The sequence below is a fragment of the Streptomyces sp. NPDC092370 genome, from assembly GCF_044755265.1.
Classification (GTDB): Bacteria; Actinomycetota; Actinomycetes; order Streptomycetales; family Streptomycetaceae; genus Streptomyces.
This window is the reverse complement of sequence record NZ_JBIVQO010000001.1, coordinates 487,533-501,184: the sequence shown is the minus strand read 5'-3', so window position 1 is coordinate 501,184 and position 13,652 is coordinate 487,533. Positions and strand designations below refer to the sequence as shown.

12 protein-coding genes are annotated in these 13,652 nt (G+C 71.6%); 2 read left to right on the top strand and 10 right to left on the bottom strand.

Annotated features, from left to right (window positions below; translation table 11 throughout):
* Window position 1: 1 nt before the first annotated feature.
* The 3 genes from nadD to ACIQHQ_RS02180 form a co-directional block, all read right to left on the bottom strand.
* Entirely contained in the window at window positions 2-745 is a 744-nt protein-coding gene (gene nadD / locus ACIQHQ_RS02190; RefSeq protein ID WP_402609196.1) for a nicotinate-nucleotide adenylyltransferase, read from the bottom strand.
* An 85-nt stretch (window positions 746-830) separates the two neighbouring features.
* Window positions 831-995 (bottom strand): hypothetical protein, encoded by a 165-nt coding sequence (locus ACIQHQ_RS02185; RefSeq protein ID WP_192583393.1) that lies wholly within the window; start codon window positions 993-995, stop codon window positions 831-833.
* A gap of 163 nt (window positions 996-1,158) precedes the next feature.
* Complete coding sequence (locus ACIQHQ_RS02180; RefSeq protein WP_402609194.1) at window positions 1,159-1,317, bottom strand: hypothetical protein; 159 nt, start codon at window positions 1,315-1,317, stop codon at window positions 1,159-1,161.
* Between the two features lie 124 nt (window positions 1,318-1,441).
* Here ACIQHQ_RS02180 and ACIQHQ_RS02175 point away from each other — a divergent pair, with 124 nt between their 5' ends.
* The gene (locus ACIQHQ_RS02175; RefSeq protein WP_402609192.1) at window positions 1,442-2,566 is read left to right on the top strand and encodes a M48 family metallopeptidase; all 1,125 of its coding nucleotides are present in this window, start codon (window positions 1,442-1,444) and stop codon (window positions 2,564-2,566) included.
* Between the two features lie 87 nt (window positions 2,567-2,653).
* Here ACIQHQ_RS02175 and ACIQHQ_RS02170 read toward each other — a convergent pair whose 3' ends face one another.
* The 5 genes from ACIQHQ_RS02170 to proB form a co-directional block, all read right to left on the bottom strand.
* Window positions 2,654-3,727, bottom strand: coding sequence for a hypothetical protein (locus ACIQHQ_RS02170; protein ID WP_402609190.1), 1,074 nt, complete (start codon window positions 3,725-3,727; stop codon window positions 2,654-2,656).
* 89 nt (window positions 3,728-3,816) lie between these two features.
* A complete protein-coding gene (locus ACIQHQ_RS02165; RefSeq protein WP_402609188.1) occupies window positions 3,817-4,419 on the bottom strand; it encodes a hypothetical protein in 603 nt (200 codons plus the stop codon).
* A gap of 165 nt (window positions 4,420-4,584) precedes the next feature.
* Window positions 4,585-5,871, bottom strand: a complete 1,287-nt coding sequence (locus ACIQHQ_RS02160) for a glutamate-5-semialdehyde dehydrogenase (RefSeq protein ID WP_402609186.1) — start codon at window positions 5,869-5,871, stop codon at window positions 4,585-4,587.
* 72 nt (window positions 5,872-5,943) lie between these two features.
* Window positions 5,944-6,402: a hypothetical protein gene (locus tag ACIQHQ_RS02155; protein WP_402610602.1), complete on the bottom strand. Its 459-nt coding sequence runs from the start codon at window positions 6,400-6,402 to the stop codon at window positions 5,944-5,946.
* Between the two features lie 134 nt (window positions 6,403-6,536).
* Window positions 6,537-7,643 carry a glutamate 5-kinase gene (gene proB / locus ACIQHQ_RS02150; RefSeq protein ID WP_402610601.1) on the bottom strand — a complete coding sequence of 369 codons (1,107 nt, stop codon included), beginning with the start codon at window positions 7,641-7,643 and terminating at the stop codon, window positions 6,537-6,539.
* Window positions 7,644-7,989: 346 nt separating this feature from the next.
* On the opposite strand from proB, the gene ACIQHQ_RS02145 reads away from it, so the two are divergent.
* A complete protein-coding gene (locus ACIQHQ_RS02145; protein WP_402610600.1) occupies window positions 7,990-10,026 on the top strand; it encodes a hypothetical protein in 2,037 nt (678 codons plus the stop codon).
* Between the two features lie 16 nt (window positions 10,027-10,042).
* Here the strand turns inward: ACIQHQ_RS02145 and ACIQHQ_RS02140 are convergent, their stop codons facing one another.
* Together ACIQHQ_RS02140 and ACIQHQ_RS02135 are read right to left on the bottom strand one after the other, a co-directional pair.
* Entirely contained in the window at window positions 10,043-11,200 is a 1,158-nt protein-coding gene (locus ACIQHQ_RS02140) for a glycosyltransferase family 2 protein (protein WP_402610599.1), read from the bottom strand.
* 250 nt (window positions 11,201-11,450) lie between these two features.
* Window positions 11,451-13,583: a hypothetical protein gene (locus ACIQHQ_RS02135; RefSeq protein WP_402609184.1), complete on the bottom strand. Its 2,133-nt coding sequence runs from the start codon at window positions 13,581-13,583 to the stop codon at window positions 11,451-11,453.
* Window positions 13,584-13,652: the final 69 nt, after the last annotated feature.

Sequence of the window (13,652 nt, the reverse complement as noted above, 5' to 3'; positions counted from 1 at the left end):
CTCACTCGCCGCGGTACAGCTCGCGCTTGTCGATATAGCGCACGACTCCGTCCGGCACCAGGTACCAGATGGGGTCCCCCTTGGCGACTCTCGCACGGCAGTCCGTCGAGGAGATGGCGAGGGCGGGAACCTCCACGAGCGAGACGCCCCCCTCCGGGAGTCCGGAGTCGTCCAGGTGGTGACCCGGCCGGGTGGCCCCGATGAAGTGCGCCAGGGAGAACAGTTCCTCGCTGTCCCGCCAGGTGAGGATCTGCGCGAGCGCGTCGGCGCCGGTGATGAAGAACAGGTCCGTGTCCGGGTTGAGCGCGCGCAGGTCGCGCAGGGTGTCCACGGTGTAGGTGGGGCCGCCGCGGTCGATGTCGATGCGGCTCACGGAGAACTGCGGGTTCTCGGCGGTCGCGATGACCGTCATCAGGTAGCGGTCCTCGGCCCGGGAGACGCTGCGGTGGCTCTTCTGCCAGGGCTGGCCGGTGGGGACGAAGACCACCTCGTCGAGGTGGAAGGCCGCGGCCACCTCGCTGGCCGCCACCAGGTGCCCGTGGTGGATCGGGTCGAAGGTGCCGCCCATGACGCCGAGGCGGCGCTTGCCGGACCGCGACGGGCTCTTGCCGGGGCCGTCGATCTGGCGCGTCGCCCTGGCGGCACGGCGGGGCTCCGGGCGCCGCTCGGTGCCGCTCGCCGTGTCCGATGCCGGGTCGTGCGGCGTCTCGTTCGCCGGACCGGTAGGCATGTCCTGCTCTCCCATGCGTGCAGACCCTACCGGCCCCGCCCGAGGGCTCCGGCCGCCCCCGTGGTCCCCGGGGCGCCCCGCAGGGGGCGCCCGGCCGGGCTCAGCGGTCGCGGTTGAAGCGGGTGGTGATCCACAGCAGGAGCAGCAGGACGAAGAGCGCGCCGCCACCGGTGAGGTAGGGGCTGAGGCTCTCGTGGTTTCCGCCGTGCTCCTCGCCCTCGGCGGCGAGGGTGACCAACTGGGCAGCGGTGCTGTGGAAGCTCATCTTCGGCAGGACCTATCGCGTGTGGGCGGGATAAAGACGTGGGCTCATCGTAAGCGGGCGCCCGTTCCACGATCACCCCGACTCCGCCTGTTCGTGCCGCGGGCGGTCGCACGTGCCGCCGCCGGCCCGGTCCCGGGGGCCGGCGGGGAACCTTCGTGTGACCTCAGTCGTCCTTCCGTCTGTAGCCGCGCAGCAGGAACCACGCGGTCAGCGCACAGCCCAGGATCATCACGACCAGCACGATCCGCAGCATCCCCGGCCCTTGTCCCTCGGCGGCGTCCGCGGCCCCGGCGAGCCAGGCGGAGGCGGGGTGGTGCTCCATGGCGGTGGTCTCCTTCGCTGTACTGCCCGACCACCGTAACTCCGCCTAGGCTGGGCTCTGCCTCGGGGAAGCAAAAGGCCGCACAAGGGGCCGCAAAGGTCACACCAGACGCATGGGGGAAGACATGTCCGACGGCCACGAGCACCACGGGCACGAGCACGTGCCGAGCAGGCAGCGCAGGCGCTTCCCCGGGATCTCCTCGCGTGCGTACGAGCACCCGGCCGACCGCTCCGCCCTGGTGGCGCTGCGCAAGCTGAGCGGTTTCGACACGGTGTTCAAGGCGCTCAGCGCTCTGCTGCCCGAGCGCAGTCTGCGGCTGCTGTTCCTGTCCGACTCGGTGCGGGTCTCGGACCAGCAGTTCGCCCATCTGAACGTGATGCTGCGGGACGCCTGCTACATCCTGGACCTGGAGAAGGTCCCGCCGATGTACGTGAACCAGGACCCGCAGCCGAACGCGATGTGCATCGGCCTGGACGAGCCGATCATCGTCGTGACGACGGGCCTCGTGGAACTGCTCGACGAGGAGGAGATGCGAGCGGTCGTCGGCCACGAGGTCGGGCACGCGCTGTCCGGGCACTCCGTCTACCGGACGATCCTGCTGTTCCTGACCAGCCTCGCCGTCCGGGTCGCCTGGATTCCCTTGGGCAACCTCGCGATCATGGCGATCGTCAGCGGGCTGCGGGAGTGGTTTCGCAAGTCGGAGCTGTCGGCGGACCGCGCGGGGCTGCTGGTCGGGCAGGACGTGCAGGCCTCCATGCGGGGTCTGATGAAGATCGCGGGCGGCAACCACCTGCACGAGATGAACGTGGACGCGTTCCTCGCCCAGGCCGAGGAGTACGAGGCGGGGGGCGATCTGCGCGACTCCGTGCTGAAGATCCTCAACGTGCTGCCCCGCTCCCACCCCTTCACCACCGTGCGGGCGGCCGAGCTGAAGAAGTGGGCCGAGTCGCGGGACCACCAGCGCATCATGGACGGCCACTACCCGCGGCGCGACGAGGATCAGGACACCTCGGTCCGGGACTCCTGGCGGGATTCGGCGAACCACTACACCACCCAGGTGAAGAACTCGAAAGATCCGCTGATGAAGCTGGTCACGGATCTCGCGGGCGGAGCCGGCGACCTGGGCGACCGGGTCCGCCGCGGCTTCGGCGGCTTCGGCACCACGTCCCCGAAGCCGCCACAGGGGCCGCAGACGGGGACGTCGTCGGATTCCCCGGGGGACGACCGGCCGCCGCGCAACGGGGACTAGGCGCCACCGCCGAGGGCGCCTCCCGGTCACCGCCAGGGGCGCCACCAGGCCCACGCGGCCCTTTCGTGCGCGCCCGGCTCGCGCGCCTCACACCGTCGGCTGGGCGCTGGTCGCCAGAGAGCCGCACAGGGCCGTCGCGCTGCCCGTGGCGTAGGGGTCGGTGCCCGCGGGGCCGCCTTCCTTGGCCGTCTGGCCGGCCAGGAGGGGCCGGAGGTGGTTCGTGGAGTCCTCGGCGCAGGACAGCGGCCCGGCCTGGACGTAGGAGACGACGAGCTGCGCCTGGTGCAGCCGCAGGTCGTCGCGGTCGAAGCGGAAGTGCAGCTCGCGCCGGAGAGTGAACAGGGACGTCTCGTCCTTGTCGTCCGCGGCCCCGGCCGCCCGCAGCGCGTACACGAACGTGTGGTCGGCGGTGACCTCGAGCGTGGACGCGTCGGCCTCGGCGGCTTGGAGTGTGCCCTGGACCCGGACCTTGCGGTCGGCCAGCTCGGCCCGTGAGGGATCGAAGCGGACCAGCCAGCCGGTGGGCGCGTGGCGTCCGTCGGCGGAGGGACGGGCGAAGCTCTGGTCGAACTGGTCCAGCTGGTCGGCGTCGAGCAGCACCCGGACGGCCCGGACCTCACCGCCCGTGAGCACCTCCGGGTCCAGTGCGGACCGGACGATGTAGTCCTTGGCCGTGGTCAGGGCGCTCAGGACCTGGCTGTCCGAGAAGTGCGCGGTGCGCCGCGAGGCGGGCAGCGGCACGCCGGCCGCGCCGGTCTTGAACTGTGCGGCGGGGCTGTGCTCGTACAGGTACGCCGGGTCGGCGCTGCCGGGGACCTTGCCCGCGGGGACGAGCGGGATGACGGTCATCCGCGTAGGCTCGCCGGGCTCCTGGGCGGCCGGGCTCTGGTAGGGGTGCCGTACACCCATGTAGATCGCGGTGCCGAAGGCGACGGCGATCAGCAGGACCAGGACCAGCGCCTGCCGGGACAGGCCCCGGCGCAGCGGCGGCCTGCGTCGCACGGCGGGCGCGTGGTCGGCGATGCGTTCCTCGGCGGAGAACTCCTGAAGGCGGGCAGCACGGACGAACGACTCGTCGAAGACGACGGATCGGTACTCGTCCTCGCCACCTCCGGGGGCGCCCTCGGGAGTCCCCTCCGGTGGGTTTCCAGGCCCGCCCATATCTTCAGGGTAGGTCGCGCGAAGCTCGGGTAAACGCCCCGCCGCACCACAAGTCCTGACAGGTTCTCACCAGGATGGGCGGGTTCCGGTCAGGGGGTGCGGGGGATCACCGACATGGCCGGCTGGGAGTGGTCGGCGGAAGCGGAGGGGGCGGGCCCGCTGCCCTGTTCCAGTCCGGTCGAGGCCGGCGGCGGCACGGGTTCCTCGCGGTGGGAGGACGCTCCCCGGTAGACCGCCGTGAAGGCCAGGGCCACCATGCCGAGGCCCATCACCAGCGCGAGCAGCCAGGCGACGGGCCGGTGCCAGCGGACCTGTTTGGAGTACGGTCGCGGGTGGCCGTAGTGGTCCTCGAGGACATCGGGGTCGTCCAGCTCGCCGAGGTCGGGATCATGGCCGAAACGTCCGTGGCCGTCCGGGCCGAACCCGTCGTCGTAGCGCTCGCCTCTGGCGTGGGCGCGGCGGGCCTCCGCCTCGGAGGCCTCGGCTCTCGCCTGTGCCGCGGCCAGGAGGCGCTCCACTGCGCTCGGCTCGTGCACCACGGCCGCGCGTACGAAGGCCTCGTCGAAGACCACGGAGGCGAACTCTTCGTCCGACACCCCGCGGTCGTGGTCGTCGTCGGGCTCCCGGCCGTCCGGAAACGGCGTGCCCCCCACGTCCTCCGGCACGGATCCAGAGTAGACCTGGGGGGTCATTTTGGGCAGACGGTATGGAAATCCATCCGCCGGTCGGGGCGGCTCTCACGGAGTTCCGGGCAGGCGCGCGTCCGGCCGGTCCGCCCCTGCCGCACCGGATGCGCCCTCCGCGCGGCCCCGCACACGTATGCGCTCACCGGCATGCCCCGTTACCCCGTCCGTGGCTCAGCGCCGTACGTGGCCGTCCCCGGTGACGATGTACTTCGTGCTGGTCAGCTCCGGCAGGCCCATCGGGCCGCGGGCGTGCAGCTTCTGCGTGGAGATGCCGATCTCGGCGCCGAAGCCGAACTGGCCGCCGTCGGTGAAGCGGGTGGAGGCGTTCACGGCGACGGTGGTGGAGTCGACCAGCTGGGTGAAGCGGCGGGCGGCCTGCTGGGAGGTCGTCACGATCGCCTCGGTGTGGCCGGAGGTCCACAGCCGGATGTGCTCGACGGCCTTGTCCAGCGACTCCACGACGGCCGCGGCGATGTCGTAGGAGAGGTACTCCGTCTCCCAGTCCTCGGTCGTCGCCTCGACGACGGTGGCCTTGGAGTCCTTGGCGTAGGCCCGCACGCGCTCGTCGGCGTGCACGGTGACGCCGGCCTCCGCGAGGGCGTCCAGGGCGCGGGGCAGGAACTCGGCGGCGATGTCCTGGTGGACCAGCAGGGTCTCGGCGGCGTTGCAGACGCCGACCCGCTGGGCCTTGGAGTTGATCAGGATCTCGACGGCCATGTCGAGGTCGGCCTGGGCGTCGACGTAGACGTGGCAGTTGCCGGTGCCGGTCTCGATGACCGGGACGACGGACTCCTGCACGACCGTGTTGATCAGGGAGGCGCCGCCGCGCGGGATGAGCACGTCGACCAGACCGCGGGCGCGCATCAGCTCGCGCACGCTGTCGCGGCTCTCGCCGGGGACGAGCTGGATGGCGTCGGCGGGCAGCCCCGCCCCGCCCACGGCGTCGCGCAGTACGCGCACGAGGGCGGTGTTCGACTGGTACGCCGAGGAGGAGCCGCGCAGCAGGACCGCGTTGCCGGACTTCAGGCAGAGGGCGGCGGCGTCGACCGTGACGTTCGGCCGGCCCTCGTAGATGATCCCGACGACGCCGAGGGGCACGCGGACCTGGCGCAGATCGATGCCGTTGGGCAGCGTGGAGCCGCGGACGACCTCGCCGACCGGGTCGGGCAGGGCGGCGACGTCGCGGACGTCGGAGGCGATGGCACGGATCCGCTCCGGGGTGAGCGTGAGCCGGTCGATCATGCCCTCGCTGATGCCGGCCTCGCGGGCCTTGGCGACGTCCTTGGCGTTGGCCTCGACGATCTCACCGGCACGGACCTCCAGGGCGTCCGCGACGGCGAGCAGCGCGTCGTCCTTCTCGGCCCGGGGCAGCGGCGCGAGGGTCGCGGCGGCGGCCTTGGCGCGGTAGGCGGCCTCGGTGACCGGGGACATGGAGTCGTACGGCGAAAGCGTGGTCATGAGGGAAGGGTAGTGCGCCGGGCGGATCCGTTCATCGCGCGTTTCACACCCCGAGACACGCCCCGGACAGGATCAGAACGGGTGAACTCCGACCGGTGAGGCCGGGGGCGGCCCGTACCCCTCCGCGATGCGGTGGTGGTACGTGGCGCGGTCGATGACCTCCAGGCCGACGATCTCCCAGGGCGGCAGTCCGGCCGTCTGCCGGTGCTCGCCCCACAGGCGCAGGGCGACGGCGGCCGCGTCGTGCAGGTCGCGGGCCTCCTCCCAGTAGCGGATCTCCGCGTGGTCGACCGCGTACCGGCTGGTCAGGAAGAAGGGGTGGTCGTGGGCGAGCTGTTCCAGGGCGCGCCGGACCTCCGGGAGCGGGGCCTCCTTGCCGGAGACGCTGAGGGTGACGTGCCACAGACGCGGGGTGTCGCCGGGTTCCTTTCCCCGGAACCGGTCCCCGGCCGCCACGCTCGTCAGGGCACGCTCCTCACCGGCCGCGCGGGAGCCGGCACCACCGTGGGACGCCTGAGTCCCAGGGCGCACTCGTCTCACGACGGCCTCCTTTGCACAGTGACACTGCTGCGGAACAGTTCCCTGGGACAAAGTTGAGCAGGCCGCAAGGGATCGCGGGGCGGTTTTGCGGAACGTCCACCACCGGGGGCGGACGTTTCGACCCATTACGGGTGCAGGACCACCAGGTCGTCCCTGTGTACGACCTCGCGTTCGTACGCGGGTCCGAGTTCGCGGGCCAGTTCCCGGGTCGAGCGGCCGATCAGCCGGGGGATCTCCTTGGCGTCGAAGTTGACGAGCCCTCGGGCCACCGCGTGCCCCGTGCCGTCCCGCAGCTCCACGGGGTCGCCGGCGCCGAAGTCGCCCTCGACGGCGGCGATCCCGGCCGGCAGCAGCGACTTGCGGCGGTCCACGACGGCCTGTACGGCGCCGTCGTCCAGGGTCAGGGCGCCCTGCGGGGTGGAGGCGTGCTGGAGCCACAGCAGCCGGTCGGCGGAGCGCTTGCCGGTGGGGTGGAAGAAGGTGCCGGTGTCCTGGCCGGTCAGGGCGTCGGCCGCGTGGACGGCGCTGGTGAGGACGACGGGAACACCGGCGGCGGCCGCGATCCGGGCGGCCTCGACCTTGGTGACCATGCCGCCGGTTCCCACGCCGGCCTTGCCCGCGCTGCCGATCTCGACGTCGGCGAGGTCGGAGGGGTCGCGCACCTCGCCGATGCGGGAGGTGCCGGGCTTCGCGGGGTCCCCGTCGTAGACGCCGTCCACGTCGGACAGCAGGACGAGCAGGTCGGCGTGGACGAGGTGGGCGACGAGGGCGGCGAGGCGGTCGTTGTCGCCGAAGCGGATCTCGTCCGTGGCGACGGTGTCGTTCTCGTTGACGATCGGGAAGGCGCCCATCGCGAGCAGCTTGTCGAGGGTGCGCGAGGCGTTGCGGTGGTGCGCGCGGCGGCTCATGTCGTCGCTGGTCAGCAGCACCTGGCCGACCCGGACGCCATAGCGGGCGAAGGAGGCCGTGTAGCGGGCGACCAGCAGGCCCTGCCCGACGCTGGCGGCGGCCTGCTGGCGTGCCAGGTCCTTGGGGCGGCGGCGCAGGCCCAGCGGGGCGAGACCGGCGGCGATGGCGCCCGAGGAGACCAGGACGATCTCGCGCTCCCCGCCGCTGCGGACCTTGGCGAGGACGTCGACCAGCGCGTCCACGCGGTCCGCGTCCAGGCCGCCCGAGGCGGTGGTCAGCGAGGAGGACCCGACTTTGACGACGATCCTGCGGGCCTCGCCCACGGCCTGCCTTGCCCCTGCCACGTCGTCGTCCGTCCCCTCGCGTCGATTCGCTCCCTCAACCGGAAATCTACGGGACGCCCGGACGGGGTGCGGCGCCGGTCCACGCTACGGACGGTGCTGCCCGCGTCACGGGACGGCAGCCGCCCTACCGCCCACGTCACAGGATGGCAACCGCCCTTTTCCCGGCCCCGACCAGGACAGGAACGAGATCTTCCGCTACGGTCCACGACACGCGGAACGACAGCCTCCACCACGCCCCGACGACACGCGCGTGTCGTCGGGAGGTCGCCGCGCGTTAACCCGGACGGCCGACCTGCGCCGACCCGACGCTCCTGGAGTGACCGCAGTGCCCGTACCTCACCCCCGCCCGCAGGCCCTCCTCAAGGGGCTGGTCACCGTCGTCCTGGCCGCCGCGTTCGCCGCACAGGCGGTCGCGGCGCTGCTGCCCCACGTTCCGCTGCTGCTCGCCGCGACCGTCGTCTCCCTGGCCATGGAGGGCGTCCTGTACCGGTGGCAGCGCGGGGTGCTGTCGCTGTTCGCCAAATCGCACGCCGACATCACCGTGCGGCACGTGCTGCGGGACCTGCTGCTGGTCGTGGGACTGCTGCGGCTGGGCGAGCAGGACCGGGAGACGGTGTACGCCCCGCTGGTGGCCGGCCTGCTCGTCTTCTACGTGCTGCACTGCGCGATCCAGGCGGTCTCCGTCCTGGTGCGCCGTACCCGCACCCTGCCGGTGGTGACCCGCAACATCGACGCCTCGGCGCTGCGGCTGTCTCCGGCCCCGTCCGTGCTGCTGCGCCGCCCAGGCCACCGGCTGCTGGTGTTCGGCCTGCCGGCGACCGCCGGGCTGCTGGCCAGCGCTCCGGGCGACCGGCCCGTGTACGCGGCGGTGGGCATCGCGCTCTCCCTCGCCCTCGGGCTGACCGGCCTCGGCGTGCTGCTTCTCCGGCTGCTGCCGGGCCGTCGTCCGGCGGACGATCAGCAGGTCCTCGACTGGTTCGACGCGTGGCTGGCCGACTACCGGCCGACCGTCGGCCTGTACTTCTCCGGCGGCCCCGCCTCGGCCTACCAGGCGAACATGTGGCTGGAGCCGCTCGCCGGGCTGGGGGGCAGGCCGGTCATCATCCTGCGCGAGCGGTTCATGGTGCAGAAGATCGAGGCGACGGACATCCCGATCGTCTGCCTGCCGAAGGTGTCGACGCTGATGCGTCTGGAGCACTCCACGCTCCAGGTACTCATCCACCCGTCGAACTCCGGCAAGACCTCCCAGGTGCTGCGCATCCCCACGATCAAGCACACCTTCGTCAACCACGGCGAGAGCGACAAGCTGTCCTCCTGCAACCCGTATGCGAAGGCGTACGACGAGGTGTGGGTGGCCGGGCCCGCCGCGCGCGAACGGTACGCGCTGGCCGAGGTCGGGGTCGAGGACAAGGACGTGGTGGAGACGGGGCGCCCGCAGCTGGACGGCGTGCTGCCCTACGCGGGTCCGCCGGCCGGGGCACGGACGACCGTGCTGTACGCGCCGACCTGGGAGGGCTGGGACGGCAACCCCGGCAACACGTCGGTGATCGCGGCCGGTGAGAACCTGGTGCGGGCGCTGCTCGCGGACCCGGGCGTGCGGCTGCTGTACAAGCCGCATCCGCTGACGGGCTCGGTGGACCCACGCGCGGGCACCGCCGATCTGCGGATCCGGGAGCTGATCCGGGCGGCCAACCGGGAGCGGACGGGGGCACGCCCCTCGGACGGCGCGGAACTCACCCGCCGCACCGCCGAGCTGGACCGGCTCACCACGTCGGCCTTCCGGGCCGGTTCCGACACCGTGGAGCGGATGCTGGTGCAGTCGGCGCCGGAGCCGGGCCGCGCGGCGGCGGTGGCGCGGGCGACGGCCGCGTGGGAGGAGGCGTACTGGGCCTCGCTGCCGGAGGGCGAGCACCAGATCATCACGGAAGCCCGGCCCACGCTGTACTCCTGCTTCAACGTGGCCGATCTGCTGATCAGTGATGTGTCGAGCGTGATCAGCGACTTCCTGGCGAGCGAGAAGCCGTACGCGGTGGCGAACACCAGCGGCCTGCCCGAGGACGCCTTCCGTGCGGCGTTCCCGACGGTGGTGGCGGCGACGGTGCTGACGCCGGACGCCGCCGGGGTGCCGGATCTGCTTCAGAGCGTCCGGCACCCGGAGAACGACGAACTGGCTCAGGCGCGCGCCGCGTTGAAGCTGCGCCTGCTGGGTCCGGCGGAGCCGTCGTCGCAGGAGCGCTTCAACGCGGCCGTCCGGGCGCTGTGCGCGCAGGCCCTGGACCACCGGGCCCGGGTGGCGGAGCGGCTGGCCGCGGAACTGCCCGGCCAGCGCACCGGGACCGCTGTCCCGGCGGCACCACGCTGAACGGCGGCACGCGCGTTCACGCCGCGTGCCGCACCTCGCGGGACGTCAGCACCCGCCGCGCCTTGCGCACCGCACGGCGCATGAACGTGTCGATGCCGCCCTCGCGGTAGCCCGGGAAGGCGCGGGCCTCCCGGGGCTCGGCGAGGTAGACCGAGTCGGGCACACCGGCGGCGCGGTCGCGGAAGTGCGGGTAGGCCAGGTAGACACGGCGGCCATTCCTCTCCAGGAGGGCCGCCGCCTGCTTCTTGTCCTTGACGAACGTCACGACGTCCAGCAGCAGGTCGGGGCGCTGCTCGGCGACCAGGTGCAGCCGCAGCCGTTCGTGGACCTTGAGTCGCTGGGCGACACCCTCGCTCCAGTAGGTGTCCATCAGCGGCTTGGCCAGCTCGAACTTGTGCCGGCGGACCTCCTCGCCGTCCGTCAGGTACTTGGGCCCGAACTGCGGCAGCAGCGTGATGAGGAAGGGCCGGACCATCAACTGGTCACGCCGGCCGCCCGCGGGGACGAGGCCGGCGATGAGCTCCATCAGGGCCCGCGCGGAGTCGAAGCGCAGCGTGTAACTGCCGCTCTTCGTCACGTGCTTGCCGTCCTCCCGGCCGACCAGGTAGTAGCAGGTGTGGTCGGCGACCACGGAGACGCCGTCCGCGCGCAGATACGCCTCCATGGTGAACAGCGCGTCCTCGCCGGTGAACAGCGACTCGTCGAAGCGCATGCCGTGCCGGTCCAGCAGCTCGCGGCGGAACAGCTTCTGCGCGCTCAGCGTGAACTTGATGTTGGAGGAGAAGACGTCCGTCCGCTCCACCGTCCGGCCGAACATGGATTTCGGCGCCGAGCGGTTGACGCCCTCGACCTTGCCGAGCACCACGTCCGTGCCGGCCCGGTCGGCCATGGCCACCATCCGCTCCAGGGCCTCGGGGCCCAGCCGGTCGTCGGCGTCGAGGAAGAAGACGTAACGTCCGCTCGCCTTGCTCAGTCCGACGTTGCGCGGCCCGCTGGGGCCGCCGGAGTTCTCCTGCCGGATCACCAGAACGCGCATGGGAGCCCGCTCGGCGAACTCCTCCAGGTACTCCCCCGTTCCGTCCGTCGAACCGTCGTCCACCGCGATGACCTCGACGCGTGTCGGATCGATGGTCTGTGCCTCGACGGACGAGAGGCACTCGATCAGATACGGCATCGCTTCGTACGCGCCGATGATCACACTCACATCAGGCTGCGCGGCCACGTTTCCCCCTAGTCAATGGGATATTCCCCCCGTATCGCCTCATTCGCTACTTGGTAGACGGGTGATCGAGGCAAGCGGTTGCCTCTCGCATGCATGTCCGTGAGTCACCTCACACGGAGCACGCACAAGGGGCCGGAAAAGGAAAGAGTTCGGCCCCGAGGAGTTCTCCTCGGGGCCGAACTCTTCACTCGGCGGCGGCGGTTCAGCCCGTGCCGACACCGTCCGTGTCACCGGCGGCGGCCACCCGCTGCCCCGGCACGGCGTTCGCCAGCTCGGCGTCGGCACCGGCGGCCGCCACCCTCGACGCCTGGCCGACGTTGCGCGCCTCGGCCTTGAGCGCGAGGTTCGCGACGGCGGTGTTGAACTGCTCCAGGGAGGTCGGCTCGTCGGGGCCCAGCAGGTACTGCTTGAGCTCCTTGCGGTCCTCGGCCAGCGGGTCGGCCTCCGGGTCGCGGACCGCGCCGAGCAGCTCGCCCAGCTCGGACGCGCTGTTGGACAGGATCACCGCGGCACGCACCGCCGTGTTGTTCCGCCTGAACTCCTCGACGCCCACCTCGGCGGAGTCCGTGACCGCGTACGGCTTGCCGCTCGCGATGAAGTCGGACACCACGCTGGAGATGTCCGAGACCATCGCGTCGGAGACGTTGAAGCAGTCGTACAGCCGCGGCGTGGCGCCGGTGATGACGCGGTGCTCCCAGGACGGGAAGGAACGCCAGTAGGCGTCGTTCCACTCGGCGCGCAGCCGGGCGGCCTCCTCGTGCCGGGCGACGTCGATCAGTCCGTCACGGGTGGCCACGGCCTCGTCGCCGCGGTCGCCGCCCGAGCCGGACAGCTGTGCGAGCCGGGCCTCGATCCGCTCCAGTTCGGCCTTGGCCTGCGCCTGGGCGGCGGTGTCGGCGATGAACCGCGGGTTGATGGCGCGCTCCGCGGCGGCCTTCTCCACCAGTGCGGTGATCCGCCGGTGGGCCGCGCCGGCCTCCTTGCTGACCGTGCCGGTGAAGGGGTGCGGCTTGTACAGGACACGGACCGGCGGGTCGGCCGCGACCAGTGTCCTCACGATGTTCTCGCCGGCCAGCACGATCGAGGTGTTGCCGGGGTTGCCGTCCCAGCCCTCCCAGGTGGGGGCGTACAGCACGGTCGGGCAGCGTCCGTCAGCGGCTGGGCCGCGGGAGCCCTCGGGGACGCCCTGCCAGGTCTGGATCGGGGCGAGCTGCGGGCGGCCGACCTCGACGATGTCGTCGTCGCGGACGCCGACGTCGGCGATGGCGTAGCGGTCGCGGCCCGCGCGGCCGGCCGTCCACACCTCGTCGTAGACCTTGCTGTACGGGTTGACGCTGGCGAGCTTGTCGCTGTCGCCGTGGCCGATGAAGACGTGCTTGATGGTGGGCACGCGCAGCATGTGGATGTTCTTGCCGACGTTGGCCGCGTAGAGCGCGACCCGCACCGTGGACAGGTCCATGTTCATCAGGTGCACCCCTCCGGGCACGCAGATGACGGGGACCGTGGTGGGCGCCAGATTGTTCAGGATGGCCCGCTCGCGCAGGATGATCAGCGGCTTGGAGTCCAGCTTCTCCATGGTGTCGAGCCACATGTTGACCTGGTACGCGGAGTCCTTCGAACCGGAGAAGTACAGGACCGTCTCCGGCTTGTACTCGCCCAGCCAGTCGTCGACGGCGGCCAGCACCCTCTCGGCCTTCGGGGGGATCCTCCGGCCGCGCACGTACGGCACGAGCGTCAGGACGTACGAAGTGGCGAGGACCACCGTGATGCCGATGCCGATGAAGCCGATCACGGCCGACTTCAGCTGCGCGGCGAGCAGGACGCCGACGACCGCCGCGAGGTCGAGGTGGAGCATCTTCTCTGCGGAGCGGTGCAGCAGCTTGCGCGGCGGGGCGTCCGGGATGCGGATGCGGGAGGCCAGGTCGACGTTGCGGGTGGCGACCGGCATGCGGCGGCGGTTGCGGATCAGCTGCACGAGCGCGCCGTGCGGGGCCTGAAGACCGTAGAAGGCGATGAAGCAGGCGATCGCCCCGTAGTAGATCAGGTTGTCCGCGAGGGACAGCCGGGCCAGCAGCAGGATGAGCAGCAGCTGCCGGATCAGGAAGCGGATCGACAGGCCGGCCCGCACCTTGCCGAGGCGGTTGATCAGATAGCTGCCCTTGCGGTGCAGATAGTGGTCCGCCAGGTACGTCACGGCGGCCGCTGCCGCGAAGGCGGGAACGCTCGGGACGAGCGCGGCCAGCATGAGAGCGGGGAAGCCCGCCACCATGAGGACCGCCGCGGCCAGCTCGGCCGCGCTGCCCACCCGGGCGACGCGAATAGCGGTGGATATCACGGAGAAACCTGCTCTTGGGAGGGGTGTGCCGGTCTTGGTTCGAGAATGCGGCTGGTCTGTGAATATTCG

Excerpts from the sequence above, each read along its gene's own strand:
- ACIQHQ_RS02165 (WP_402609188.1), bottom strand. The coding sequence starts at position 4,419 with ATGACCCCCCAGGTCTACTCTGGATCCGTGCCGGAGGACGTGGGGGGC.
- ACIQHQ_RS02175 (WP_402609192.1), top strand. The coding sequence starts at position 1,442 with ATGTCCGACGGCCACGAGCACCACGGGCACGAGCACGTGCCGAGCAGG.
- nadD (WP_402609196.1), bottom strand. The coding sequence starts at position 745 with ATGGGAGAGCAGGACATGCCTACCGGTCCGGCGAACGAGACGCCGCAC.
- ACIQHQ_RS02140 (WP_402610599.1), bottom strand. The coding sequence starts at position 11,200 with ATGCCGTATCTGATCGAGTGCCTCTCGTCCGTCGAGGCACAGACCATC.
- ACIQHQ_RS02185 (WP_192583393.1), bottom strand. The coding sequence starts at position 995 with ATGAGCTTCCACAGCACCGCTGCCCAGTTGGTCACCCTCGCCGCCGAG.
- ACIQHQ_RS02170 (WP_402609190.1), bottom strand. The coding sequence starts at position 3,727 with ATGGGCGGGCCTGGAAACCCACCGGAGGGGACTCCCGAGGGCGCCCCC.
- ACIQHQ_RS02180 (WP_402609194.1), bottom strand. The coding sequence starts at position 1,317 with ATGGAGCACCACCCCGCCTCCGCCTGGCTCGCCGGGGCCGCGGACGCC.
- ACIQHQ_RS02160 (WP_402609186.1), bottom strand. The coding sequence starts at position 5,871 with ATGACCACGCTTTCGCCGTACGACTCCATGTCCCCGGTCACCGAGGCC.